The following is a 24832-nucleotide window of genomic DNA, read 5'->3' as shown; positions in this document are numbered from 1 at the left end:
CCACTTTTTCAACAGAATCGGCCAGAAGCGGCCGTTCAATCTCGAGTTGCTTGCGCTCGACACGGTTTTTCGTAGTGGACCATTAAAAATCTAAACTCGTTTTTCCTCACACCGCTTATATTCTTTCAACCGGAACACTGCTACTAAGCTTATTCACAATTGTTGGGACAAGAAACAGCAATCCGCCCTGAGTCAATTTTCAATCGGCAGGGTGGGTCAGATTTTCAATCTGCGCCAACAGTCCAGAGCATCAGAATCGCAGGATGACCTGGTCGATTGCCGCCCCGGTCAAGCCGCTATAAAAAGCACGCAAAAAATAGTCTGATCAGGCGCATGCTACGCAAGATCGAACACGCGAAAGCGCAGGTGCGGGCGAAGATTGAGCATCCGTTTCGCGTGATCAAGCGCCCAGTAACTGTCATCCCTACCGCAACCAAAGGAAAGAACCGTGCAATAAGGAAAAGAAAGGTCTGATTTTCGCCGATTTATGATTTTTTGAGCCTCAAGTCGTGAGGGCATAAAAATCGGTGGGTACTTCAGACCGTCCTTATGAGTTTGCAGCGGAATCAAATTAACGCAGTGCAATTATCCGATTTGATAGCGGCCAGTCCAGAGACTAAAGGTTTAGTTTTTTAGACGGTTTAATTAGCGTTATTGATTTTATCCATCAATAACAAGTGCCTGTCTTTTAATATGTTTTTCCATGTCATTCCCAACGCGGAGCATAAAATAACTACGCTCAATATGAAATAAATCCAACGAACAGACATTATATCTCCCAGGTAACCCACACCGGCGTAAGCAATCAGGCTCACATAAGAGATAAACATCGAAATGGCTGCTTTGACTTTTCCAAACTGCGAGGGCTCTACGCCTGTAGCAATAAGGGTGTCTGAATTGACCCGAATCATGACGACAAATGCGCCTAACAGGAAATAAGCCGCCGCCGCTTGAGGGACACTGTTTGCCGTCAAGAAAACACACAGCAAAAAGGAAATCGCACCCAGGCCGAACACGCCAAACCACTCAGCGTGTATTTTTTTCACAAGATAGGTCAGTGAAAAACCGCCACAGATGGCACCCATTCCCCACACGGCATCAATTAACCCAAACCCTTGGGCGCCCGCTGAAAGCTCTCTATCAGCGAAAATTGGCAGAAGTGTATTGCACACAGAAAGCGTTACATAAATAAACATCTGCTGGAGCGCCAGCCCAATTACAAAACGTGTGCCAATCGCATAGCGAATCGCGTCATAAAACTCTCTCATGGCGCCGGGCGTGACTAACCTTTCGACTGCATGTTTGATGGCGGGCGTGTGTTTTATCCATAGGGTAAGGACACCAGAGATGGAAAAGGAAATGATGTTAATGACTACCACATATTGCGTGCCGAAAAGCGCAACTAAAAAGCCGCCAATACTTGCTCCAATGAGCAATCCGATTTGCATGCTCATACTGCTCGAAACATTGGCCTCAAGCAGGCGCTCCTTCGGGACAATATCGCGTATCAACGCCCCCACGGCCGGTTGGAAAAAGTGCTCACACAGCGCGATCAGAAAGGTCGCCAGGTAAACTGCTGTGAGCCCCAATACCCCGTAGTACATCGAAACCGCAACGAACAGCAAAATCAGCGCACGCGCAAAATCGGCCACTATGCAAATGGATCGAACGTTCCACCGGTCAACCAGCACCCCAATCCACGGTGAAAACAACAAACCCGGCAATGAAGAAACGATCAACACCCAACCGACTGCCATTGCGGAGCCAGAGGTTGTGTAGATGTACCAAGAAATGGCAACGAAATACATGCCGCTGCCAATGGCGGTTAATATCGACGCGGCTATGTATTTCCTGAATTCGCGGCCGGCAATGAGCGAGAGCAAGCTAAGCATTCAGGCGCTCCACTTCAACCGTGACCTTGGCTAAGGCTCGCATCACATTTTCAATGGCCTGCGGTCCACTGTCCCCGTTCGCAAGAATGTACCCAGCCCTTTCATCTGAGTTCTGAGGGCGTTTGCAGATGTCTCCCGCCTTAACCGTGATATCGCACCTGACGACGCCAGGCGATTGGTGAGCGGTATCCAGCCCTGAAATGCTCTTCACCCGGCCAGTCGGCAACGACAGATACCGAATAGCGGCCCCGTTGGTTTTAGTCATTTGAATGTCTGGGAATGCCCCAGACAAGCCTTGAAGCGTAGCGGTAAACATGTCGACGCCACACGCTAACTCGGTCATTTCAAAAATGCGGTCGCCGCCCGTGCGTGTATGAGACTCGACGATGACGGGCCCCGTTTCCGAAAAGATGATTTCCGAATGAGAGGGACCATACAGGTGACCAATGGAGGTCAGGAAAGAGATAGTCAGCCGTTTAATGGCATCAATTTTTTCAGGGGCAAGTGCCGAGGGCATACTATGCCCGGTCTCTACAAAACCAGGATAGCCGGTTGTGATTTTGTCGGTGACGCCTAGTATCGTGTGCTGACCGTCCCAAGAAATAGCCTCGACGCTGACTTCTGGCCCTTCGATAAACTTTTCCGCGATGATCCCGATGTCAGGAAAGTCGTATTTAATTAAATCGGTGGTCAAAAAATCCTGTTTGATCGCGTTATAGGCTGGCACGACTTCATCTTCTGAAAACAGTTTGTGCACTTGTAGACTCCCCGCACCGTTCACCGGCTTGATGATGATGGGCCATCCGCACTGCTGTGCAAAAGCGATCACCTCTTCAGGGCTGTTAACGGTTGCGAATGGAATCGATGGTATGCCGTTTGCCTTCATGTGCGCGCGCATATGCCCTTTGTCGCGCGTTAATAAAACCGGGCCAATAGGGTTGCCCAAAATGCCCAGCCGTTCCTGAATCAGCGCTGCGTTCAAGAGGCCAAACTCTTGAAAGGAAACGACCGCGTGATAGGCTTCCCGCCGGTGCAGCGTCTCAACCAGGTCGACGACTACTTTTTCGCCCATGGGAGAGGAAATAATTTGATCCGCGATAAGAAAGTCTTCGAAGGTAATATCTTCTTTTTGCTGTACGACGGTCAGATGGAATCCACATGCCTTGGCCTTTACATAAATCTCTGTCCAGCCACCGATCATAATTAAGCGACGCATCACAGGTCTCTCCTGGAAAATACAGATAAATAGTTAAAGCGCGTGTGAATGTTAAAGCCCACGCTTCGCGCGTTAGCTCAGCACACAACAGTGGTTGTTTGAACGCTCATCCAGTTCGGCTTTGAACAGGTGAATAAAAGCATCAAAACTATTCAGGTCCGCTGTAAGTAGATGGGCTTGAGGGATATCTGCTGGCAGGCAACGGGGCGCTTTGGTGAATGCCACCTTGTCAGCATTCACGGGCGGTAATATTTGCTGTATCAGCGTCGCTTCGCTTTGACCCGCGTGCGTTAGCATCGACAAAAATTCTGTATAGGAGGCGCAGGCTATATCACGACCCGTTCTCTGCGCGGTATAGCGCACAATGTCGTCAAATTCGACATAGTGTTGGCCAACAACATCAATAAGGGGGGCTCCGCTCTGGAACCGTTCCTGGCTACCCACAAACGTGCACAACCACTCGGCCAACGCATCCGCTGACAATAGGCCAAGGCTGCCGCAGCCCGCAGGTGCCACGCCCATCTGAACGCATTGCTTAAGCAATAAATGAAAAAGGGACTGGCCATTTGAGTAGCCGGTACTCATTGACGGCAGCACATCATCGACACGATAAATTCTGGCATGCAGCCCTTGCTGCTGTGCGGCAACGACGAGGTTGTCTGCCAGGTATTTGGTATACCCGTACCCGGTAACACCCAATGCTGCTGCCTCGATGGCCGAGACACTGCCTTCCGGATCGCGGCCAGACACGGCTGGCAGCTTGGCTGCCAACGATGAAATGTGGTGCAACCTCTTTGCCTTACCTTCATTACAGAATCGGATGAGTTCCTGGGTTCCACCCACATTAGCTGAGAACAATTGAGAGGCATGGAACAGGAAATTGACCGCCGCGCCACAATGAATCACCTCATCAATAGAAGCGCATTGATGTTGCCATTCGTCTGGATCCAAGCCCCAACGTGGCAAGGCCAAATCACCTAGCACGACAGTAATTCGTTGGCGTTGTAATACGCGTGCAGGGAACGCGCTCAGGAACACTTTCTCCAAGCGGCATAGAGCGCTTTCTCTGTTGCTGCCACGTAGCAGGACGGTCACGTGCAGGTGGGTGGTGGCTAATAAGTGCGCAAGAATATGAATGCCTACAAAACCACTCGAGCCGGTCAATAAGAGCGTCGAGCTCATTGTCGCTGTCGGCTGGTGATTATTGAATGCGACCCTCGCCAAACTATCGCTTGGCGTGGCTTCGACCGTTTGCTCACAGCCGCTCATAAAGTCGGCCAGTTGCGACGGCGTTGCGAACTGATAAATGGCGGTCATCGGAACATCGGTTCCAAGATGCTTGCACAATGCCAGTGATAGATTAGCGGCTGCTAGCGAATCTCCACCGCATTCGAAAAAGTCGTCTTCACTCCCTATCTGATTGTTCAGCAGTACGGTGCGATAACACGCAATAATTTTTTCCAGCAGGGTACTGTTGCTACAGGGTTGCAGCGTTTCAGAGTGATCGTTTTTCAAGTCATTGATTATACGTTTACGGTCTACCTTCCCATTCGGTGAAATAGGCAGAGTCTTCAAGTGATGCACTAACTGTGGCATGTGTGTCGCTGGCAGATGCCGCGCCAGTTCGCGTCGTACGTGCTGTAAATCCAATGCATGTGGCGCCACGTAGACCAGCGCCAAACTCGCATCGCCCTGCTGAGTGGGCAAGACAAATGCCAGTGCGTCGTTTACGGCGTCGAAGCCGGCCTTGATTGCCGACACTATTTCGTTGAGCTCGATACGCACCCCGCGCACCTTGACTTGGTCGTCAGCTCTGCCGCCATATTCAAGGCAACCATCGGGCCGTATACGGCCAATGTCCCCAGTCAAGTAAACCTTGTCGCCAGGCAGGTCTGAAAAGGGATTACGTATAAAGGATCGTGCGCTCAGTTCCGGGGCATTCAGGTAGCCACCTCCGACGCAAATACCGGCAACAACGATTTCCCCAAAGACGCCATCCGTCACGGGCCTCAACTGGTCGTCGACAATTTTGACATACGTATTATCGATAGGCTGACCGAGTGGAATCTTGTCATTGTCGTGATCGCACACCTCATGAAATACCATCCCGATGGATGCCTCGGTGTGACCATAGGTATTGATGACAGTACAACGTGGGAAAAAGCGCCTAAATGTGTGCACGGATGCAGCGTCAATCTCTTCTCCGCCGATCAAGACATGCCGCAAGCTGTCCAAGCGTTTTGCGGCAAGGGTCCCATTCTCCAGCGCACGAGTTAATAATTTGAAGAGGGTGGGTACGAAATCAGTCATCGTGATGTGATGACGTTCAATCTCTTCTACCAGCGACTCGACATTCCAGTGATCGCGCTGTTTAGGCAATACCGCCACGCCGCCGTTGGTAAGCGGCCACAGCATTTGCCAAATTGACGAGTCGAACAACGGCGCGCTGTTCTGATAGACAGTGTGCCCGCCACCAAATCGCTTGGTCATATAGGTAAAGCGATTCACAAGCCCGGCATGGTAATTCAAGGCGCATTTCGGGCGGCCGGTTGATCCCGATGTAAAGAAACCATAGAGCAGGTCGTCTGAGAAACACTGGGCGTGTGTTTCTGCATTTAAGTCAGTCGTGCCGTCGAGTCTTATTTCAAACAGGTTCAGGCCGGCACTTCTTAAGGCCGGCTGTTCTCCATTCGTGATAACCCATGCTGCCTGGCTGGCCTCAACGACTGCGTGTATTCTATTTTCCGGCCATTTGGCATCCACCGGAATAATAATGGCGTTGGTCATCATCACAGACAACCACGCAATGGGTAACTCGACGCCGGTCGGTAACGCACAAAGCACAATATCTTTGTTGCTCACACCGCAGGCGTGCAAACGCTTTGCGTTGGCGCGTGCAGCGGCTATGAGTTCATTATAAGTAAGGAATTGATCACCGCAGGTGACTGCTGTTTTGCTTCCCTGCCTGTGTGCAGCCTTATACACCATCGCCAGTACACTTAGCCTGTCTGGCTGACAGCCACTCAGGGGTGAGTGCTCGCGTTGACCAATAATCATCTAATACTCCTGTAAATAGAAATGTATAAACAATCTAAGCGCTATGTGCGTTCGTCAGAGATGCTGTAAGTGGTCAACCGGCAAGCGAGAAAAGGTTGTGGTACTCGCTCAACTCAGCTAGGGCCGAGTGAACCCGGCTTTATACAGGTACGTTCTCATTCAGAGAAAACACTTGGTGTGCACTCTCAAGCCGACGGATCGTTGCGTAATCAGCCTGTAAAACGGCGAATTCTTCATGGCTCAGGTAAACAACGCCCGGAATCGAAAATAAGTCGATGGTGCGTGTAATCGTGTCGCCCTTTTCGGGCAGGTGAAAATGGCAGGCATAGGAAGAAAGCGAGCGAATCTTCTCAAAGCCGGTTGTATCAACAACGACGCCTTCCTGGTCGGAGATCATCGCCACGCATAGGACATGTTTTGATAAAACGTACTGCTGGCCCAAACGCCGTTTGAACAGGTGAGGGTGGCAATAACGTTCGATCGTCAGCGTGATTTGGCTCTCGCCAAGCGCCTCAATAACCGCTTCTTCAAGCATGGCGCCCTGCAGGCGGGCGCCGGTTTCAATCAACACCGGCCCTTCAGCCGTCATCATGATTTCGGAGTGAGCGGGCCCATTGTGCACACCCAGCGCATCAAGCGCTTTTTTCATATAGCTGACTAAAGCCTCCTGCACCTCGCCCTCATAGGGCAGAAGTTCTTCGCAATCATAAATATTTGAGGCGCCGGCAATCACTTTGCGGCGATCGATCCACATATCAGAAATATAATGCTGCGCGTCGATTGAAACACTATTAATGACGTACTGCGTCCCCTTCAAAAGGGTCTGTGCCAGCACATGGTTATTGTGCCCACCAAAGCGGTTGGCTTTGTTATAGATGGAGTGAAAAGCACTTTCCAGTTCGGTTCGGTCATTGCAGAAAAATACACTGTCATTACCTGCACTGGCTAAGGGCTTCAGCACAATTGGCCAGCCGTGGCCTGAGGCCCATTCAGTCAACGTGTGTAAATTGTCTGTGCGCAGAAAATAAGGTGTGGCTAACCCCGCCTCTTTAAGCGCGCAGGCCATTGCGTATTTATCTCGCCGAACACGCGACGTCTCTGTGGAGTTTCCCTCCACGCCGAGTTCGCCGGCGAGCAGATCCGCAAGTTCAATACCCGTTTCGGCGCCGGCCAAAACACAAATAGGCTTGATGCCGTTCAACCATCGATTGATTTCGACTAGAGATTCCGCCAAACCGTTAAATACCACGTTGGCGATAAAGTCGTCGGGCCTGAAATCGTTGATATAAAAATCAATGATGGGCGAGGCACTTTGGACGTGCAGGACCGCTACGCCCTCTGCATGAAACTTAGCGGCCAGTTTCGCGCCAGTGGAATACGCATCGACGATTACTGCAATGTTGTGAGTCATGGTCACATTCCAATCTATTTAGAGAGCCGCCGCAGTGCGTCAGCGTCAAGCGTTGTCCAAGCCACATAATTCGTGAGCCACTAAATCTTCGTGAGTTTCACGAGTCCGTATTAACTTGGCATTGATTCCCTCAACCAGGACTTCGGGTGGGCGCCCACGGGAGTTGTATTGGCTGGCCATACTCATGCCATACGCACCACATGAAAAAATCGCCAATACACTGCCATTGTCAAACGCCGGTAATGCTCGACCTAATGCAAAGTGATCGCCGGTCTCACAAATAGGCCCAACAATATCGGTCTCCTCCAAGTGAGTGGCGTCGGACTGCTGAGCGCTGTGGGTTAACGCCGTCCAATGGCCAGAAAAATTTTCAAAATGGGTTGGCCAAATAACATGGTTGGCACCATACAGGGTGGGCCGCAGCAGTACGTTCATGCCCGCATCGACAATAGCGATCTTTCGATCCCAGCCTTGTTTAATGTATTCGACGGTGGTCAGCAAAATACCGGCATTTGCGCTGATCGAACGACCCGGTTCAATGATGAAGCGGATACCGCGCTGTTTCAGCCCTTGCAGACGCTGACAAATAAGTGCTCCCGTTTCAGTTAATGAGCCGACGGGATTGCTTTCGGTCCCGTACTGCGCTGGAAAACCTCCGCCAATGTTGACAAATTCGATCGCACAATCAGTCGCCTTAAGTCGGTTGATCATGTCCTCGATCTTATCGATGGCAGACAAATAGGTCTGAGCTGATGGAATCGGCGATCCAAGGTGAATATGGATCCCAACGACATCGACGCTTGAGTAACGTTTCGGCTCGAACAGTTCGTAGGCGCGTTCCATCGGTATGCCAAATTTTGTCTGGCGGCCGCCTGTTGAGGTTTTCTCAGGGGTGCCAGCATCCGCCACATCCGGATTGATACGAATGGCCACTTTTATACGCTTACCGGCCGTCGTGGCGACCTCATCCAGACGCAGCAGCTCGCCTTCAGACTCCACATTAAAAAGGAAAACGCCAGCTTCAACCGCGTAGCGAATTTCTTCACGCGACTTGCCGACCCCGGCAAACACAATCTTGTCCGCAGTCACTCCCGCCATCAGTGCCCGGTGGAGCTCACCGCCACTGACCACATCCAGCCCTGATCCTTGATCGACCAAAAGCTTAAGGATGCTGAGATTACTGCAGCTTTTAACTGAGAAACAAATCAACGGCGAGAGGGCAGAAAACGCATCTTTCAGCACGGTGTAGTGATTTTTCAGGGTGTGTGCTGAATAGACATACACGGGGCTTCCATGCTGTTCGACTATCTGACGAACATCAAGGTGCTCCACATGTAAATGACCGTCGACAAAATTAAAATGGTCCATCTTGCTTCCTCCAATTGATGAGCTTAACTGCGTGCACTGACCCGCTCGCGGGATAAGCAGTCATCCGTTGATTCCAATAACAACCGACCCGTGCTGTACAAATAGTTGACAATCTTTTCAGCGCAAGCAATTGCGGTTTGAGTGTCCGTATTGATGATGAGTTCGGGATGTACCGGTGGTTCATATGGAGAATCGATGCCGGTAAACTCGGCGACCTGTTTCTCCCTGGCCTTTTTATACAGCCCTTTTGGATCGCGTGCCTCGCACACATCAAAAGAGGCATTGATAAAGATTTCCACGTAATCACTGTCGCCAATCAGCGCTCTTACCTGGGCGCGATCATGTCGAAAAGGAGAAATAAATGCGGTCAATACGATTAAGCCCGCGTCAGCAAGCAACTTGCTGACTTCACTCACCCGTCGAATATTTTCACTTCGCCCTTGGTGGGTGAAATCCAGGTCACGGCATAACCCATGACGTACGTTATCCCCGTCCAACACGTAAGTCAGGTAACCTTTCTGGAATAACAGCGATTCTACCAGACCGGCCACGGTGCTCTTTCCAGCCCCACTCAAGCCGGTAAACCAAAGCACACAAGGTTTTTGTTTCAATCTAGCGCTGCGCATAGATTGTTCCACGGGAAATAATTGCCAGGTCAGGTCACAGGCCACATCAGATATAGGCATTTCGTTCGTTACCCTAGGTCGCCAAGGTGCTTGTTTAGTACAGCCTCCCTTTCACGCTTCAAATACTCATAATGCGGCATATTTTCTAAGTAGAATTCATGCAGTACCGGGTGGTTGTCGACGCGCGTGCTGTATTGCTTTTTGATCGGCGCAATGCCTGTGCTGTTTGCTGCATCCAAATGCCAATGCTGGGTTCGCTCCCACACATCCAAGTGTCCGCTCTGCCACTGGAGAGCAGCGGGCAGGTGCTGCAAGTTAGCATCCCTGCAAAAGTTCGAAATTGCACACTCAGGGCTCAGGATCATGTCGTCCGCATCAACGAACAAGGGCGAATGTATCGACTCCGCCTTCACGGCATCATAGAGTTCAGCCAAGTGTTGGTAGCCCACCTCGCTGCAGGTAAGGCCTGGGTTAATATAGTAGTGTGAGTTAATTACTTTTTCCGGATTGCGCAACATGAACACATGTTGCGCTTCGCGCATATAAGACGTTCCCGTCAGTCGATGACGATAGTCAAACTCACAGGTGTCCTTGATGAACACAGCACGTTGCGCGCGCAATGCCTGTACATAATTGAAAAGCTCGGTTGAATTGTTCAACGTCTGAGTTGAATGATCCGTCTGCGGATGGCTGTATATACCACACGCCGACAGATCGCACAGAGGCTCATGCAAGATAGTGAAGTCACCACGCGCGGCGATCACACGTACAAATGCGGTGGAAAGCGAGCGTGGAGGGGCCCACAAAACAATTAGTCTGTGCTGCATAGTTAACCTTTATTTCAGCAATATGTGCAGGATGCCAGGACAGTCAGCCCCTCATGGCTTAAACGGATTCAGTGATCCACTTTTGCCCGCCATGAGCGAAACGGAATTGCTGTGCGGTAAAGCGCGACTTGGAGTATTCGCGTACGCGGTCAACCATGTAGTTGCCTTTATAAGCGATCACATCGACGGTGCCATTCGCTTGTTCAGTCAATGTGGCTACGTTGGCCAATGCGGCCTGCGTGGCGGGGTCATACAAACGACCTGCATACGATTGACGTGCGATAAAGGGTGACAAAAACCGCAGGACCTCCCATGAGTCCTTGTCGACCGTTGCTTGCAGTAGATGTTTCGCTGCGATGCCGAGCATGTCCAGCCCCGGAGATTCGTATAAGCCACGGCCTTTAGTGCCGTTCATTCGGTTTTCCAATACGTTCTTCAAGACCACCCCATTGCGGCCTGCGATCCTGTTGGCTTCAGCGAGTGCCTGGTAGTAACTCACTGACTGACCATTAATCTCAACGGGAATACCTTGCTTAAAGGTGATACTGCAAGTCTCTGGCACGTCGGGCGCATCCATGACCTTGACGCCCATGATCGGGCTGATCATGTCGGGTGAATTTGAGAGCACCTCAACTTCGCGGTTCTCATGCGACACACCGCCGACGTTGGCATCAACGGAGTGATGGGCTTTCGTACGCATCATGGTTTCGTCGGCGTCGGCAACAAAGTCGCCCATGTCTACGCGGGTTCGAAAACGATCTGACGTGGTTGGGTCTTCCCAGGGAGAAAAGGGCGTGATCTCTGGCGCAAACATTTTCAGGTAGTAATTGAAGCGGAATTCATCGTTGCCGCCATGAACGGCGCCGTGGGCCAATACACTGCACTGACGTTCGCGCAATGCATCAACCAGGCCTTTAACAGTTACGGCTCTGGCGATGCCAGTCGTGTTCCAGTAGCCACCGTCGTACTGCGCCTGGGCACGTACAGCGTGGAGAAAGCTGAGCGCAATGTCTTCCTTCAAATCAATGACATTAACGGCCTGCATCAATTCGATGTTGTCTGCACAAAACTCGTGTGCTTCATCACCCGGTTGACCAATGTCGACAATGAACTGTTCGACGTCAACGTGCTCCTCTTTCAAACGCTGCGCGATGAATAAGCTGACCAAGCCACCGGAGGCACAGATGCCAACTTTCTTACCTTTCAAGTCCGAGAATTTCACGTGGTAGTCCTTTAGAGAGTTGTTGTTATTAACAGTTTCGCTTCACGCCTGTTACTGCGACCACGCGGTCGGTTCACGGTCCCATCGGTGCTGTCGTAGTAGCGTCATTAACGCCGGCTCTATCTTGCCCTTGTCAGAACACGCCATGTTCGCTTCGACATGTGGAATAGAGCGCATGCCAGGAATAGTCGTTGCGACGTTATCGTTGGACAGAATGAACCTCAGCGCGACGTCCGATAGCTGAGTATCGGCGGGAAGAGCCCGCCTCAAAGACTCGACCCGCGCCACCGTCGCTGCCAGGTTTTCTGGCACGAAATAGCTGCTTCTCCAATCACCGGCAGGCCACGTTGAGTCGATCGTTAAATTCCCCGTCAGAGAGCCTTCGTCGAACGGCACCCTGGCGATGACGGCAATGTCCAGTTCGCGGCATAACGGAAGTAATTCATCGTCAGGCGCTTGATCAAAGACGTTATAAATCACCTGTACCGCGTCGATCATTCCTGTTTTCAGCGTGTCGAGTACGTTGGTGGGTTCCCAGCGATTGACACTGATGCCGATGCCGCGAATCAGGCGTTGCCGTTTGAGGTCATCCACCACGCGTATCCAGGATTCATCATGAGCCCACGCATCTTCCCAGACATGAAATTGCAGTAAATCCAGGGACGCCAAGCCGAGTGACTGCAAACTTTTCTCGACATATTCTTCAATATGGTCGGGCGGGAAAATCTGGTCTAAACGGTCGCCCCGGTGCGAGGGCCATTCGCGGTTCTTGGGGGGGACTTTAGTGGCTACATATAAGGTTTTGCCTGGGTGGTTTCGTAATGCTTCCCCCAGCATTTTTTCGCTGTGGCCACGACCATAAATCCACGCCGTATCGAAAAAGTTGCAGCCTAGTTGAATCGAATGCTCCAACGCCGCCATGCCGCTGACATCGGATGAGCCGGTCCAACCCCCTTCACCTCCCGCGACCCCCCACATTCCATATCCCACTTCAGAAACATTCCATTCCAGTCGTCCAAATCGCCGGTATTTCATCGCCCGCTCGCTGTAGGGTTATTTTATTCAGGACGCGATAAGCGCACTCATGTAGCGATCATCCTGATCATTAAAGTCTCGAGTACCTGGAAAGTATGCTCAGCAAAAAAACAAAGTAAAAATATCAATTTAGTGGCTGGCTATTCATTTCTGATATGGTATGGCTTGTTCGATTCATCGCGGGTTGGCTCATGAATTTCAGTTTTCGCCATGTGGAAGTATTTTGGGCGGTAATGACGACAGGCAGCGCGACGGGTGCCGCTGAACTTCTGCATACCTCGCAGCCCACCATCAGCCGAGAGCTCAGCCGGTTCGAAACGCTGACTCAGTTGACGTTGTTCAAGCGCGCGGGTGCAAAGTTGATTCCGACTGAGCATGGGCTGATGTTGTTCGATGAAGTTCAACGCAGCTATGTGGGGTTAGCCCGAGTGAAAAATGCCGTCGAGGCCATCAGGCATTTTCGGCAAGGGCAAATTTCGTTGACGTGCATACCGGCTTTCTCGAATGCCTTGTTGCCACAGGTCTGCCAGGATTTCTGCAGTGAATTTCCTGGCGTCAGCATCAATATCACGCCCCAGGAATCGCCCGCCCTCGAGGAATCGCTGACTGCTCAGCGTTATCACCTGGGGTTGACTGAAACCCTGGAAACACCCCCGGGCACCTACATCGAAACACTCTTGAACCTCGACGTGGTGTGTGTTTTACCGTCTTATCACGAATTAAATGCGAAAACAGTCCTCACACCACAAGACTTCGAGGGGCAAAATTTTGTTTACCTTGCGGCGGATGATCCCTACAGAAGAAAAACGGACGCTATCTTCCACCAGTCGGGCATTGAAAGACGGCTCGCGGTAGAGACACATAGCGCGAGCGCCGTGTGTGCGACCGTTAACCTGGGGGTGGGCGTTGCCATTGTGAATCCGATCACCGCCCTCGACTATGTCGGGCGAGGTTTGCAGATTCGTCGCTTTTCACATTCAATTTCTTACTGTGTCAGTGTCGTACGGCCGTTGCACCGCCCCGAATCGTCTACCGTGGAACATTTTGTTGATTCCCTTCGGAAAAATTGTCAGCAGATAAGTGCCCGGTTAGAGGGTTTAGACAAATTCAAGTGATAAGCCGGCGAGCAAGCATGTGAGCCTCGGCCAGCCACTCCCACGCCTCAATCACATCGAGTAGCCGATCATGATGCATGATCAACCGTCTGGCTCGCTCATTTCAGGCATGGGCCCCCCAGGGGCGCTCACGCCTCTTCAGCCTGAGCCCTCGCAAGCGCTATCGCGGCAGTAATCGCCGCGCGGGCCTGAGGGCTGTTCTTCCAGCACGTCGAACCGAGCGCCGCCGATACCTGAGCCAGGATGTCATTCACATCGGATTTCCCGAGCGCGTCGAGCGAGTCGATACCCATCTGCTCCAACCGTGTGATGACGGTGGGGCCGACACCCTTGAGGGCGAGTAACGCGCGGCTTTCTTGCGGTGAGAACGGCATGCATACATTCCTTTTAGGGTGGCGGATCACCTAAGCGACCGGCCCGTGTTCACGGGGCCTCTGCCCGGACGATACGGTGCACCTTGACCTCTTCTGCGTACACGCCAAGCTTTTGCTGTTGAGCGATCAACAGCGCGCATACTTTCATCAGCGCCACGGCTTCATCCGGCGTTCTGCCGCTTTGCGCCATGGCCGTCAGTTCAACCAGCGACCAGCCGATAACAGCGGTCGCGTCTTCAAGGTCGTAAAACAGTTCCTGCTGAGCGGTTCTGGGCCCATCGAGCCCATGGATCAATGCTTCCATTTGCTTCCCCGTTTATGGCTGCAATTCAAGCGCCATCACCACCATACCGATTTCAGCCAGGTCCGTACTGAACGGAATTTCGCCGATGCGTTGAAACCCAACCGTCTGATAAAAGCGCTGCGCAGGTGCATTGGTTTTGAGCACGTCCAGCCAAAGCCAGCGTTCCCCGCGTTGGGCGGCTTTATCACGAATGACCTGCAACAGTCGTTTTCCGTAACCCATCCCGGCGGCGGATTTCAGGAAGTAGATTTTCTGCAGCTCTGCACCCACGTCACCGGTTCAAGGCGCGGGGGTTGACCAATTGACCTTGGCAAATCCAACTGCCTTACCGTGTTCGTCTGCAGCCATCAGCCAGAGCTGGCGTTCGGGCACGTCGAGTGACCGGCCCAGCGCGCTGGCTGAGAAGTCTTGATCGAGGAAACCTTGCAGGCCGGCAGGAGACCATAACGTCGAAAAGTGTTCGCGGTAGGTTTCGCAACCGACCTCACGCAGCGTATCGATATCGGTGTTGGTCGCTTCACGAATGTGGATCATGTGCCTCCCTGTTGATGAGTGTGCAGCCCTTGATAGCGTCCAGCCTAGCCCAAGGGCCTTATCCTGCGAGGCGAAATCCTTGAGCAACTGCGCATCCTCTGATTAGCCTGGTTAAACCGGCGAACGCGCTGCGAAAACCGGCCTGCCGTTGTGAAATGTTGTGAAGCGTGGGGAATGGCTCTTTGCCCATGCTAACGTCCGCGTCGGGGTATCGTCAGCACGACGATTTCATTCGTTCCATTGAGGGAGCAGCGCCGATGTCTACTACCGTAACGCCCGCGGCCGGCGGGCCGAACACTCCAAAGTCCTCACCGTCTACGTTCGATGACAAGTTGAACATTGCCAAGTCCAGCAAGGTGATTGCCGACTACCTGCGCCAGACCGGCAAGTCAGCGATTACCAAGCAGGAACTGACGCAGTTGGCCAACAATGCCTCTGGCAAGGTGCCCACCGATGTATCCGATGCTGCCAAGTACATGGAGCGCAATCCGGATGTGTTCACCGCCATCGAAACTCACGACGTGGCCGGTGCCGATAACCTGTCGGGGGTGTGGAACTTCGATTGGGCCGCCAACGGTGGGTTGAACGGCACGTCGACCGACGCCATCGCCAAAATGCAGGACACGTTTGATTTCGCCATCGCCAAGTCCGCGCAAATCACCGAGATTTCCACCGGTAAAAAAGCCGAGCTGGACTCGACCAAGCAACGGCCACAAAACTGAGCCCCGTGTGTTGTCAGCCAAGATAGACGGTTCCCGGCGCAACCATCGGGAACCGTTTCCAGTCAGGTTGAAATTGCGTCATCCGTGGCAAACCGGATGGGCTCTTGTTGACTAGGGCCAAAGTGTATTCCTCGATCCGCCCCTAGCTGTACGGGGCGGTTGTGACCGCAACCGACTACTGTCGCAGGCATACCATCACCGCTTGGATGCCGCGCCATGTTCATGTCTACCAGCCTACTGTCAGCGTTTGTGCTGTTTGCCTTCGTGTCTTCAATCACCCCCGGGCCCAACAACACGATGTTGCTCGCCTCAGGCGTGAACTTCGGGTTCCGCCGCTCGATGCCCCATGCGTTGGGGATCAGTATTGGTTTCATGCTGTTGGTGATATCGGTCGGCCTGGGCCTGGGTGAGGTGTTCAAACTCTTCCCTTGGGCCTACACCGTACTGCGCTATGTGGGCGCGACGTACTTGCTGTACCTGGCGTGGAAGATTGCGACGTCTGGAGGCATGTCCGACAGCAGCGGTGAGCACGGCAAGCCCATGACCTTTTTAGGCGCAGCCGCCTTTCAATGGGTCAACCCCAAGGCATGGATCATGGCGTTGGGCGCGATCACCACCTACACGCCGGCTGAGGGGTATGTGACCAACGTGCTGGTGATTGCCCTGGTGTTTGCAGTGGTCAACCTGCCCAGCGTGTGCGTATGGGCGGGCTTCGGCACCGGCCTGCGTAACGTGTTGCGCGAGCCACGCTGGATAAGGGTGTTCAATTGGTCGATGGCCGGCTTGCTGGTGTTGTCGTTGTACCCGATGCTGTTTGTCAGTTGATCGGCTGCGTCGATGCCCTCGCAAGCGGCCCGCCCGGTTCCGCGGTTACACCGGCGAGATGGTCGCCAGCAAGCCAATGCCAATGGTCAACACCAAAAAACCGAACAGAAAAATTGCCATCTTGGTCATAAGGCCTCCGAAGGGAAGGGGAGCGACAGGAATGTCGGGATGTCGCCATTGTCCGCTTCGGCGGCATTTCGATACAGGCGCAGATAGAAAAGAAAAAACCGTATCAGATGGTCCGGCAACGCTGCGACTGCGGGGCCGCAAGGCCGGCGGTTTTCTAAAGATCAGCCATTAACCGTGCGGGCAAAGCACCGGGACAGTTTGCGCATTTGCCCCTAAGATAGCGCCCACTGCATCAACAATAAGAGTGGGCCAACCCTCGATGGAAAGACGCCAGTTCAGCGGTGGCATGAAAGGCAAGAACCTGCGCTACCTCAATGAAAACACCCAGCAGCCGCCGCAGGTCACGCGTGTCGGGTTTTTGCTGCTCGAACACTTCTCCCTGCCCGCATTCACCCAGACCCTCGATACACTCATCACCGCCAACCTGCTGCGCCCCGAGCTGTTCGCCACCCGTACGTTTGGTTGCGGCGACGGTGAAGTCATCAGTGACCTGGGCCTGGTGATCCGCCCCGATGCGCGCCTGGCGCTGTCGGTGTTGTCGGACCTGGACTTATTGGTCGTCTGCGGTGGCTTTCGCACCGAGCTCAAAGCGGGCGACGATTTCATCCAGCTGTTGCGCAGCGCGGCCGAACAGGGTGTGAGCCTCGCCGGTTTGTGGAACGGCTCCTGGTTCCTGGGCCGCGCCGGGCTGCTGCAAGGCTATCGATGCGCCATCCACCCGGAGCATCGCCCGGCACTGGCAGAAGTGTCCAAGGCCGCCCAGGTCACCAGTGAGCCCTACGTGATCGACCGCGACCGACTGACCGCTTCCAGCCCGTCGGGTGCATTCCACATGGCGCTGGACTGGATCAAAGGCTTGCACGGCAAGGCGCTGGTCGAAGGCATCGAAGACATCCTCGCCTTCGAAGAATCGCGCTACCGACGCATCAAACCGACGGAAAATGTCTGCGTCAGCGCACCGCTGCGCGAAGTGGTCAAGTTGATGGACGCCAACCTCGAAGAACCGCTGGAGCTCGATCAACTGGCCGTCTACGCCGGCCGCTCGCGCCGCCAGCTTGAGCGGCTGTTCAAAGAGCAACTGGGCACCACACCGCAACGCTATTACATGGAGTTACGTGTAACCGAGGCGCGGCGCCTGTTGCAGCACACCGAGCTGTCGCAAGTGGACGTGCTGGTGGCGTGCGGGTTTGTCTCACCGAGTCATTTCAGCAAGTGCTATAGCGCGTATTTCGGGTACAGACCGTCTAAGGAAAAGAGACTGGTGAAGTAGCGCGGATGAAATTCAACGAGGAAATTTTCGTTGCGAGGTAGGCCTGTGCGGGCGGGACTGGCGAGCTTGCCAGTACCAGCAGATTCAACGTTTGCTGCACAAAATCCAAAGTGCCGCAGAGTGTCGAGACGGCACCGTCCTGCGTAGTTGTTACGGTCAAACTAACGGATTGCAACGCGAGCTTGCTGGTGACGGCGTTGATGTCGGTAAAGCCGGTGAGTTCGACAGCGGTGTCGTTTGTGGTTAGAAAGCCTCGAACAATTCCGAATCGATGTTGGCTGTCAGCCTCAACCGTCAATGACAGGATCGTTTGATCAAGGGCGACCCATTGGCCGGCTAACGCGTTTTCGACCGGCATCACTTCGATAGGCTCACAGGATGTGGCTGGGGGGTGTTCTGCCACTCGGCGATAAACCAGCTTGTCGAGGTAGTTCCCCCGGCTCGCAAGGTCAGGAAAGTCACCCGATGCGACCAGCAGGTGCGACAGTGTCAGCACATCACCTCTGTCGTCAGTACTCAACTGCCCGCTCAATCCCGAGACCCAGTTCCAACTGGGGTCGCTCGTTTCGTCGCCAAGGTCGTGCCACTCAATGGCCAATGCCAACGGCTGGTTTTTAATGCGTGTGGCACCTGCTCCCGCTGTAAATCCGCGGATGGCATAGCGGCCAGTTGAGCCGGTTGAAGATTGGTAAGAGCCGCAAACTTGCCGGTCCGAGACGTTCAGGCTCATCAGTGAGCCGTAGTCGTTCTGCCAGGTGCCTGCGACCGAGACAGTTTCACTGGCAACCCTGAGCAGGGTGGTCTTGCCGTCGAGCACCGTTCGTTCGCCGGGGGCGAAGCGCCGCGAAGAAGATTGGGTAATGATTTGCGGGCTATCCGGGCGATTGAATAGCCAGACGCCCACCGGTGACAGGGAGTAAACCGTGTTCGAGCATTGCACCACCTGGTATTCATACACCGTGTAGCAATGCTCCATGACCACCGACCCCACCAGCACTAGATCGGTCAGGCCGAGTGCATTGAACTGTGGCAGCACCTGGCCTTTTTGCGGACCTTCGTCGATCAGGCAGTTGTAGAGATTGGCTCCCAAGGTGAGTTCGCCGTCGGCAAATCCCAACACAACGTCAGGTTCGCCTCCCTGGGCAATACGGGCCAGTGTCTGGCGCATCAATGTATCGTCGCCCTTGAACCGCGAAGAACCGGAATCGATCGCGAACTTGATATCGGCGGCCAACTGTTCTGTGCCGACGGTATAAGACTTGAGTTCGGTCGACCAGATGTATTCAACCCCGGGCAAGGCGGTGTAGGCGGACCAGGGTAAAAACAGGCGTGGGCCCTGAGTTTTTAACGGGTCAACCGCGCCCATTTGGCAGGTGCCATTGCGCTCATGACGGTTCCAGTCAAACGCCACAAACGGGTAGGCCGGGGACAGTTGCCCCTCACGCATCAATGACTGGAGCACAAACGAGTTGCGACTTTCTACGTACGCACTGCTACAAGGCAGGCCCAGTGCGCCGTCCCAGTCGAGCTGTTTGAATTGCTCACCCGCATAGTTCGCGGCTACAAACAGCTGGGTATCCAAGCGAGCGCCGGCTGGCGTGGCCAATACGTCTGAAGCCGTCTCGACCTGCATCGTGCCCCATGGGCCAAAGCTGTAAGGCCGACGCAGGCAATCGGTAAAACGGAAGGTGCTGGACGCTGCAACGTCAAAACGGCCATCCGCGAAATGGACACATTGATCATGCGGGCAGAGCGTCGATGTGACCCAATTGATATTAGTGCCTGAGTCGATCGCGAACTTCAGCCTTTGCCCTGGCGTGCCAAGATTGAGCGTGCAGTACCACGGCGAGGCGCCGTTGTTTTGAAAAGGCCCGCGCTGCATGGGGAAAACCAAACGGTCTGGTGGTGGATTGCTGTCCATGGGAACTCCGTTTCCAAGGGTGATCCGGGGCTCCCGACCGATATCGGGAGCCGTCTAAGGCGCCTATTCAATCTGCTACGCCTGCCCGTGAATGCCAGTAGCGTGCGCTTGGATCAGTCGGATTCGACGCTGAAGCCAGGGCGCTTTAACGCAATGCCTCGCCTTCCGTTTCGGGAATCAACGCGGCGAGCAACATCGTGACCAGCAGGAACGCATTGATGATGGTGGCGGTCAGGTTGAACGAGGAGCCATAGGCGATCAGTGCACCGATCAGCGAGGGTGCCAGCACGTTCGCCACGCGCTGGGCGAAGATGGCCCAGCCATAGCCCGCTGTGCGCAGGGCCGTCGGGTACAGTTCGCCAATCCAGGTACCCCATACACCCCAGGCACCGAGGCTGAAAAAGGCCAGGGCGAAGTTGCTCAGGTAGAGCATTTCCAGGCTATGGGCGTTGGCGAACCCGTACCCGGCGAGCACCGCTGCGCCAATGAAACTCAGGATGACTTTTTTACGCCCCAGCCGCGCGGTCAAATAGGCCGCCGCCATGTACCCCGGAATCATGCACAGCGCCGACAGCGCAATAAAACCGTAGCTTTGCGGCAGGCTCAGGCCACGTTGCTGGAGCAGCGTCGGCAGCCATGTTTGCAGGCCCCAGTAACCCCACGAAAATGTAAAGTTAACGGTTATTTGCAGCAGGCTGACCTTGAGCAGTGCGCCCGTGAACATGTCGCGTTGACGCCCGGATGTTGTCCGATCGACCTGCAGCTCGCACCCCTCGGGTATAAGCATCGAGCCTTGGCTCAATGTATAAATTGTTGCCTTGGCATCTTCCTGGCGCCCGACTGACGCCAGCCAGTAAGGCGACTCTGGTACCCAGCGCGCTACGGCAATCGCCCATAACCCGCCCAGCGAACTCAAGACGATAACGGCGCGCCAACCATATGGCATCAGCCATACCGTGGCGCCCAGGGCCAATAACATTCCGATCGGCCAGCCCGAGGCGAGATACACCGTCAACGCGCCGCGATGGCGTACCGGCAGCAGCTCCTGAAAATGCGCAAATGTCACCACTATCATGCCCACGGCCGCAACTCCGGAGAGCAATCGCAGGGCATACAAGCTCGAATAGTCCGGTGCAAACGCGCTGGCCAACGAGATCACCCCATAGCTGCCAAGGCTCCAGATAATCGCGCGTTTGCGACCGATGTGTTCGGCCAGCTTGCCCCAGGCCAACGCCCCCAGCAGCATGCCGATGAACATCGCGCCGATCAGATGGCCCAGTGCGAGTGCATCCAGGGAAAAATCCGCAGCAATCAGCGGCGCGGTGTAGACGATGATCATCATCTCCCACGCTTCAATCGCAAATACCAGGAACAACACCAAGCAACACCGCAGGTGGTTACGGGTTAGCGGAACGTCTCTGAACACATCACCCACGTTGCGATTGAGCGCCGCTGTAGTGTGTGGCGTCGAGGGAATCTCACTCATAGTGGCTATCCTTTTTGTGGTCAGGCTTTGACGCGATTGCCGATGGGGGCGGGGCCCTGGAACAAGCCGAATCGTTTGATTTCGGCTTCGGGTGGCGGCTCACAGCTGCCCACGCGGCTCGGGCGCCAGCCAAACCTGCGTTTCATTCCGGCCATGGCTTCGGCCACTTTGAATGCCGCCACTACCGGGTCGATCACCGGTACGCCGACCTCCCGCTGCACCTCCTCAAAAAAGCCGAATTCGATGGTGCAGCCCAGGATAATGGCCTCGGCGCCGTCATCTTCGACGGCGCGCCGAGCTTGTTCGATGATCTTGCGGCGCGTCACCGCGTGGTCGAGCTGGAACTCATCCACGCCCATGCCCAGCGGTCGCATGGACGCCAATCTGTCGCCGGCACCGTAGCTTTGGACGAGGCTGCGCATCTGCTCAATCCATTTGGTACGCCCGACAATGATCGAGTACCGATTCGCCAGGTGCGCCGCCACTTGCAGGCTGGCCTGGCAGGGCCCCACGACCAGGGTCTTACCGGACAGTTCGCGGGCATCGGCCAATGCCGGGTCGTAAAAGCAGCCCAGCACCAATGCATCCACGCCCGACTGTGCACAATCGCGGGCAACGCGCACGGTGCGTTCATAGGTGAGAGCCTCGTAGGCGCGGTATTCCAGGTGGGTGGGGCTTGAGGCCATGTCGAACGACACGACCTCAACTTCGGTGGAGGGTTGTTTGATGCTGTGCAGCAGTTCGGCGATAGGCGCGTCGAAGGTCGGGCACCCGATGGGGTTAAGCCAGCGTACGATGACCGGCATGTCGTGGGGCGCAAGAGTGGGGGTAGTGCTGTCCATACGGTATTCCTCATAGGCGAGTGAGTGGCGCTAGAAAAATTTAACCAGCGCCATGGTCAAGCTATTGGAATGGGGCAGGTTGTCGCTGTGGTAGTAATCGACGTTCAGGTTGGTCGACAGGAAGAAGCCCTGTTTGCTGAAACCTGTGTAGGTCATCGCCGGGCCGATTTTGCCTTGGCGCGATTCCTTGAAGTCCGAGGCCGTACGGTTGTTGATGTGATAGGCGTGATGCACACCGAGCCATAAGTCGTCGGTCACCAGATACCCGGCCGCAACGTTTGCGAACCACCAGCTGACACCCCCTTGAAGCCGCGTGGGGGCACCGTCGCCAAGGTCGGTAGCGTGACGATTGCGCGCGGCGTAATGGATGCCGACCGGCGTGAACGTGGCAGCGAAACGCCCTACACGCAGGTAGTTGGCGACGCTGAAGCTGGCACCGTAGCGGTTGGCGAAGGCGCCATATCCCGTGCCTTCATCGTTGCCGTTGGGAAACTCCAGCGAAAGGGTTGGGTTGACCCAGAACGTGGTGAAGTCGTCGGAGCCATACGGGCTGGTGGGTTCTAGCACGTTGTAGTAATAGGCCAGGCCCAGGTTGGGGGAGGCGACGCCCCACGAACCATTGCTGCGTGTGCCATTAGCGCCGGTGTAACCCGCATCGGCGCCTACCCAGAACTGCACCTGATCGCGCTGCGTTCCGGTCAAGCCGGTTTCGGAGAAGTACGCCAGGACCGTATTACTGCCCGCTCGCACGTCGCCATCCTTGGTGCGATTGAACACGGGGAAAGATTCCAATGCCCACTTTCCGGGTATTCCCGGCTGGGCGAATCCAATGAACTGATCGCCCTGTGCCGAGGGTGTGATTCCCAAAATCAGGGCAAGCGCGGGCGCTACCCATAAACGCGATGAGTGTTGCGGTTTCATGGTTGTGCTCTCTTTTTTGTTGTTGTTTTCAAGCCGCGCGTCAGGTGGGTTCGAGGCGACCCGGGGCTAAGGTGTCAGGCCGTAAACCGAGCGGGCGGTCGCGGCGTCGATATAGCCATTTTTCAGGTCCTCGCGAACGGCGTGCGGGTCGCGCCGGCTGGCAGGGCCATACCCGCCGCCTGCGCCGGTGCGAACTCTGACCAGGTCTCCGGCATTCAAGGCAATGCCGCTGGCCATGCAGTAACGCTCGTGTTGACCGTCTTTGCGGATGACTTCGACATAATTGGGCGTGCCTTCGCCGCCTTGGTCCAGGCCCCAGGGCGGGATGACCGAACGGGTGTAGCCGCAGGTCATGAAGCTGTCATCGGCACGAATCCGGTAGTCAATGCACACGCCGCGGCCACCGCGGAACTGGCCGTGCCCGCCGGGTTCGTCATTCAGCGCCATGCGCTCTACATACAGCCCATAACGCGCCTCACAGACTTCAACGGGGCAGTTGTAGGTCTCACCATGCAACCCGGAGTAAACCGCATTGTTGCCATCGCGCCCGGGTTCTGCGCCCCAGCCACCAATTTCCGGCTCCACCAGGGTAAACACGCGGCCGGTGTCCGGGTGCACGCCGCCGATGATTGTGGCGCACACGGAAGCGAAATTGCCGGCGGGCAAACGATCGGGAAACTGCTGGGCCAGACAGCACAGGATCAGGTCGTGCACCCGAATCAGGTTCTCGAAGTAAAAGCCCTCTGCGGCAGGCGGCATGGCGTCGAATAACGAGCCTGGGCGAGTCAGTACCCGCAGGGGTCGAAAAGTACCGCCATTGGTGATGCCTTGCGGCGTGGTCAAGGCCTTGAACGCCATTTGTGCGGCGACCACCGCGCCGTCGCGACTCAGGTTGGTCGGCCCCAGGCACTGGTCCGGGTTGTCCCGCAGGTCGATCACCAACTCAGTGCTGCGGATATCAATCCGAACCTTGAACAGGCTGCCGTCGTCTTGCAGCTCTTCAAGGTTCAGTTGCCCGGCAGGCAATGTTGCCAGGGCTTTGAGCGACATCTTTTCGCCCAAATCCATGAAGTCTTTCATCGCCAGTAAAAACAGCACGGTGCCGTATTTTTCGGTGAGCTCGCGCAGCCGTGCGGCGCCACCGCGTACGGCGGCGACCCCGGCCCAAAGGTCACCTTCCATGAAGTCCGGCATACGGGTGTTGGCCCGCAATATCTGCAACACCGAACGGATCGGTTGGCCCTTGCTGATCAGCTTTACCGAGCCCAGGCGCAGGCCCTCCTGAAAGATATCCGTGGCATCCGTCGATAACGACCCAGGCACTCGGCCGCCCACATCGTTCCAGTGCGCAATGTTCGCCGTCCAGGCAACCAGTAGGCCGTCGGCAAACACCGGCATGGCCAATACCACGTCGTTCAGATGAGTCACTGCACCATCGTGAGGGTCGTTGCTGATGAACACATCACCCTCTTCAATATCCTGCGGCAACGGATGGTGCTGGCGAATTTTTTTCACGGCTTTGTCCAGCACGCCGACAAAGGCTGGAATGCCTGCGCCGGAACTGGCGATCTCACCGTGCGCGTCGGTGATGCCTGTGCCCATGTCCAGCACTTCGTAGATCACCGGGCTCATGGCAGCCTTGCGCATGGCGGTGAACATCTCGTCGGCAATCGCCTGAAGCGAGTTCTGGATGATGTCGCGCGTAAAGATATCGAGGGTGTGCATGGTGAATACT

At 54.9% G+C, this 24832-nt stretch carries 20 protein-coding genes and 3 pseudogenes; 5 read left to right on the top strand and 18 right to left on the bottom strand.

What is annotated here, in order from left to right; all coding sequences use genetic code 11:
* Positions 1–245 precede the first annotated feature (245 nt).
* Positions 246–408 (top strand): annotated as a pseudogene (locus A7D21_RS35300) (IS5/IS1182 family transposase); the annotation flags it as partial.
* 233 nt (positions 409–641) lie between these two features.
* Here the strand turns inward: A7D21_RS35300 and A7D21_RS13455 are convergent.
* The 9 genes from A7D21_RS13455 to A7D21_RS13415 all read right to left on the bottom strand — a co-directional run bounded on the left by A7D21_RS13455 (position 642) and on the right by A7D21_RS13415 (position 12654).
* Positions 642–1892, bottom strand: coding sequence for an MFS transporter (locus A7D21_RS13455; RefSeq protein WP_069551918.1), 1251 nt, complete (start codon positions 1890–1892; stop codon positions 642–644).
* A complete protein-coding gene (locus tag A7D21_RS13450) occupies positions 1885–3108 on the bottom strand; it encodes an ATP-grasp domain-containing protein (protein ID WP_069551917.1) in 1224 nt (407 codons plus the stop codon). The genes A7D21_RS13455 and A7D21_RS13450 overlap by 8 nt, the downstream gene beginning before the upstream one ends.
* Before the next feature lie 72 nt (positions 3109–3180).
* A complete protein-coding gene (locus A7D21_RS13445; RefSeq protein WP_069551916.1) occupies positions 3181–6165 on the bottom strand; it encodes an amino acid adenylation domain-containing protein in 2985 nt (994 codons plus the stop codon).
* 139 nt (positions 6166–6304) lie between these two features.
* Complete coding sequence (locus A7D21_RS13440) at positions 6305–7576, bottom strand: ATP-grasp domain-containing protein (protein ID WP_069551915.1); 1272 nt, start codon at positions 7574–7576, stop codon at positions 6305–6307.
* Positions 7577–7621: 45 nt separating this feature from the next.
* A complete protein-coding gene (lysA, locus tag A7D21_RS13435) occupies positions 7622–8944 on the bottom strand; it encodes a diaminopimelate decarboxylase (protein ID WP_069551914.1) in 1323 nt (440 codons plus the stop codon).
* Between the two features lie 23 nt (positions 8945–8967).
* Positions 8968–9630, bottom strand: a complete 663-nt coding sequence (gene cysC, locus A7D21_RS13430) for an adenylyl-sulfate kinase (RefSeq protein WP_069551913.1) — start codon at positions 9628–9630, stop codon at positions 8968–8970.
* Between the two features lie 8 nt (positions 9631–9638).
* On the bottom strand, positions 9639–10397 hold the full coding sequence (locus tag A7D21_RS35295) for a hypothetical protein (protein WP_139372230.1): 759 nt from the start codon (positions 10395–10397) through the stop codon (positions 9639–9641).
* A 58-nt stretch (positions 10398–10455) separates the two neighbouring features.
* The gene (locus tag A7D21_RS13420) at positions 10456–11619 is read right to left on the bottom strand and encodes an argininosuccinate synthase domain-containing protein (RefSeq protein ID WP_053255897.1); all 1164 of its coding nucleotides are present in this window, start codon (positions 11617–11619) and stop codon (positions 10456–10458) included.
* A 51-nt stretch (positions 11620–11670) separates the two neighbouring features.
* Positions 11671–12654: an aldo/keto reductase gene (locus A7D21_RS13415; RefSeq protein WP_053255898.1), complete on the bottom strand. Its 984-nt coding sequence runs from the start codon at positions 12652–12654 to the stop codon at positions 11671–11673.
* Between the two features lie 191 nt (positions 12655–12845).
* On the opposite strand from A7D21_RS13415, the gene A7D21_RS13410 reads away from it, so the two are divergent.
* Entirely contained in the window at positions 12846–13769 is a 924-nt protein-coding gene (locus tag A7D21_RS13410) for a LysR family transcriptional regulator (protein WP_053255899.1), read from the top strand.
* Here A7D21_RS13410 and A7D21_RS35290 read toward each other — a convergent pair.
* The 4 genes and pseudogenes from A7D21_RS35290 to A7D21_RS13395 all read right to left on the bottom strand — a co-directional run.
* A pseudogene (locus A7D21_RS35290) lies at positions 13762–13872 on the bottom strand (IS5/IS1182 family transposase); the annotation flags it as partial. The gene A7D21_RS13410 and the pseudogene A7D21_RS35290 overlap by 8 nt on opposite strands.
* A gap of 25 nt (positions 13873–13897) precedes the next feature.
* Entirely contained in the window at positions 13898–14143 is a 246-nt protein-coding gene (locus A7D21_RS13405) for a Pathogenicity locus (protein WP_053255900.1), read from the bottom strand.
* A 49-nt stretch (positions 14144–14192) separates the two neighbouring features.
* Positions 14193–14447, bottom strand: coding sequence for a hypothetical protein (locus A7D21_RS13400; protein ID WP_053255901.1), 255 nt, complete (start codon positions 14445–14447; stop codon positions 14193–14195).
* Positions 14448–14459: 12 nt separating this feature from the next.
* Positions 14460–14981: pseudogene (locus A7D21_RS13395) on the bottom strand (N-acetyltransferase family protein).
* Between the two features lie 257 nt (positions 14982–15238).
* Between A7D21_RS13395 and A7D21_RS13390 the strand changes: the two are divergent.
* The 3 genes from A7D21_RS13390 to A7D21_RS13380 all read left to right on the top strand — a co-directional run bounded on the left by A7D21_RS13390 (position 15239) and on the right by A7D21_RS13380 (position 17927).
* Positions 15239–15703 carry a hypothetical protein gene (locus A7D21_RS13390; RefSeq protein WP_069551911.1) on the top strand — a complete coding sequence of 155 codons (465 nt, stop codon included), beginning with the start codon at positions 15239–15241 and terminating at the stop codon, positions 15701–15703.
* A 216-nt stretch (positions 15704–15919) separates the two neighbouring features.
* On the top strand, positions 15920–16528 hold the full coding sequence (locus tag A7D21_RS13385; RefSeq protein WP_053255904.1) for a LysE family translocator: 609 nt from the start codon (positions 15920–15922) through the stop codon (positions 16526–16528).
* Between the two features lie 415 nt (positions 16529–16943).
* Positions 16944–17927 carry a GlxA family transcriptional regulator gene (locus tag A7D21_RS13380; protein ID WP_069551910.1) on the top strand — a complete coding sequence of 328 codons (984 nt, stop codon included), beginning with the start codon at positions 16944–16946 and terminating at the stop codon, positions 17925–17927.
* Here the strand turns inward: A7D21_RS13380 and A7D21_RS13375 are convergent.
* From A7D21_RS13375 to A7D21_RS13355, 5 genes are all read right to left on the bottom strand, one after another.
* Positions 17902–19848: a pepsin-like aspartic protease gene (locus A7D21_RS13375; protein ID WP_069551909.1), complete on the bottom strand. Its 1947-nt coding sequence runs from the start codon at positions 19846–19848 to the stop codon at positions 17902–17904. The genes A7D21_RS13380 and A7D21_RS13375 overlap by 26 nt on opposite strands.
* A 145-nt stretch (positions 19849–19993) precedes the next feature.
* On the bottom strand, positions 19994–21334 hold the full coding sequence (locus A7D21_RS13370; RefSeq protein WP_069551908.1) for an MFS transporter: 1341 nt from the start codon (positions 21332–21334) through the stop codon (positions 19994–19996).
* A gap of 20 nt (positions 21335–21354) precedes the next feature.
* Positions 21355–22176, bottom strand: coding sequence for an aspartate/glutamate racemase family protein (locus tag A7D21_RS13365; protein WP_053255908.1), 822 nt, complete (start codon positions 22174–22176; stop codon positions 21355–21357).
* Positions 22177–22206: 30 nt separating this feature from the next.
* Positions 22207–22968 carry a hypothetical protein gene (locus tag A7D21_RS13360; RefSeq protein ID WP_232005419.1) on the bottom strand — a complete coding sequence of 254 codons (762 nt, stop codon included), beginning with the start codon at positions 22966–22968 and terminating at the stop codon, positions 22207–22209.
* A gap of 195 nt (positions 22969–23163) precedes the next feature.
* Positions 23164–24822: a hydantoinase B/oxoprolinase family protein gene (locus A7D21_RS13355; RefSeq protein WP_053255910.1), complete on the bottom strand. Its 1659-nt coding sequence runs from the start codon at positions 24820–24822 to the stop codon at positions 23164–23166.
* Between the last annotated feature and the right edge of the window lie 10 nt (positions 24823–24832).

This window comes from Pseudomonas sp. AP19, from assembly GCF_001728855.1.
GTDB lineage: Bacteria > Pseudomonadota > Gammaproteobacteria > Pseudomonadales > Pseudomonadaceae > Aquipseudomonas > Aquipseudomonas fluorescens.
Note: the sequence above shows the minus strand (reverse complement) of the source record. Positions and strands in the feature narration are given on the sequence as shown.

Bases quoted from the DNA above. Each gene is read 5' to 3' on its own strand.
- A7D21_RS13405 (WP_053255900.1), bottom strand. From the start codon at position 14,143: ATGCCGTTCTCACCGCAAGAAAGCCGCGCGTTACTCGCCCTCAAGGGT.
- A7D21_RS13400 (WP_053255901.1), bottom strand. From the start codon at position 14,447: ATGGAAGCATTGATCCATGGGCTCGATGGGCCCAGAACCGCTCAGCAG.
- A7D21_RS13375 (WP_069551909.1), bottom strand. From the start codon at position 19,848: ATGGACAGCAATCCACCACCAGACCGTTTGGTTTTCCCCATGCAGCGC.
- A7D21_RS13370 (WP_069551908.1), bottom strand. From the start codon at position 21,334: ATGAGTGAGATTCCCTCGACGCCACACACTACAGCGGCGCTCAATCGC.
- A7D21_RS13385 (WP_053255904.1), top strand. From the start codon at position 15,920: ATGTTCATGTCTACCAGCCTACTGTCAGCGTTTGTGCTGTTTGCCTTC.
- A7D21_RS13390 (WP_069551911.1), top strand. From the start codon at position 15,239: ATGTCTACTACCGTAACGCCCGCGGCCGGCGGGCCGAACACTCCAAAG.
- A7D21_RS35295 (WP_139372230.1), bottom strand. From the start codon at position 10,397: ATGCAGCACAGACTAATTGTTTTGTGGGCCCCTCCACGCTCGCTTTCC.
- A7D21_RS13365 (WP_053255908.1), bottom strand. From the start codon at position 22,176: ATGGACAGCACTACCCCCACTCTTGCGCCCCACGACATGCCGGTCATC.
- A7D21_RS13380 (WP_069551910.1), top strand. From the start codon at position 16,944: ATGAAAGGCAAGAACCTGCGCTACCTCAATGAAAACACCCAGCAGCCG.
- A7D21_RS13410 (WP_053255899.1), top strand. From the start codon at position 12,846: ATGAATTTCAGTTTTCGCCATGTGGAAGTATTTTGGGCGGTAATGACG.
- A7D21_RS13455 (WP_069551918.1), bottom strand. From the start codon at position 1,892: ATGCTTAGCTTGCTCTCGCTCATTGCCGGCCGCGAATTCAGGAAATAC.
- A7D21_RS13415 (WP_053255898.1), bottom strand. From the start codon at position 12,654: ATGAAATACCGGCGATTTGGACGACTGGAATGGAATGTTTCTGAAGTG.
- A7D21_RS13450 (WP_069551917.1), bottom strand. From the start codon at position 3,108: ATGCGTCGCTTAATTATGATCGGTGGCTGGACAGAGATTTATGTAAAG.
- lysA (WP_069551914.1), bottom strand. From the start codon at position 8,944: ATGGACCATTTTAATTTTGTCGACGGTCATTTACATGTGGAGCACCTT.
- A7D21_RS13440 (WP_069551915.1), bottom strand. From the start codon at position 7,576: ATGACTCACAACATTGCAGTAATCGTCGATGCGTATTCCACTGGCGCG.
- A7D21_RS13355 (WP_053255910.1), bottom strand. From the start codon at position 24,822: ATGCACACCCTCGATATCTTTACGCGCGACATCATCCAGAACTCGCTT.
- cysC (WP_069551913.1), bottom strand. From the start codon at position 9,630: ATGCCTATATCTGATGTGGCCTGTGACCTGACCTGGCAATTATTTCCC.
- A7D21_RS13445 (WP_069551916.1), bottom strand. From the start codon at position 6,165: ATGATTATTGGTCAACGCGAGCACTCACCCCTGAGTGGCTGTCAGCCA.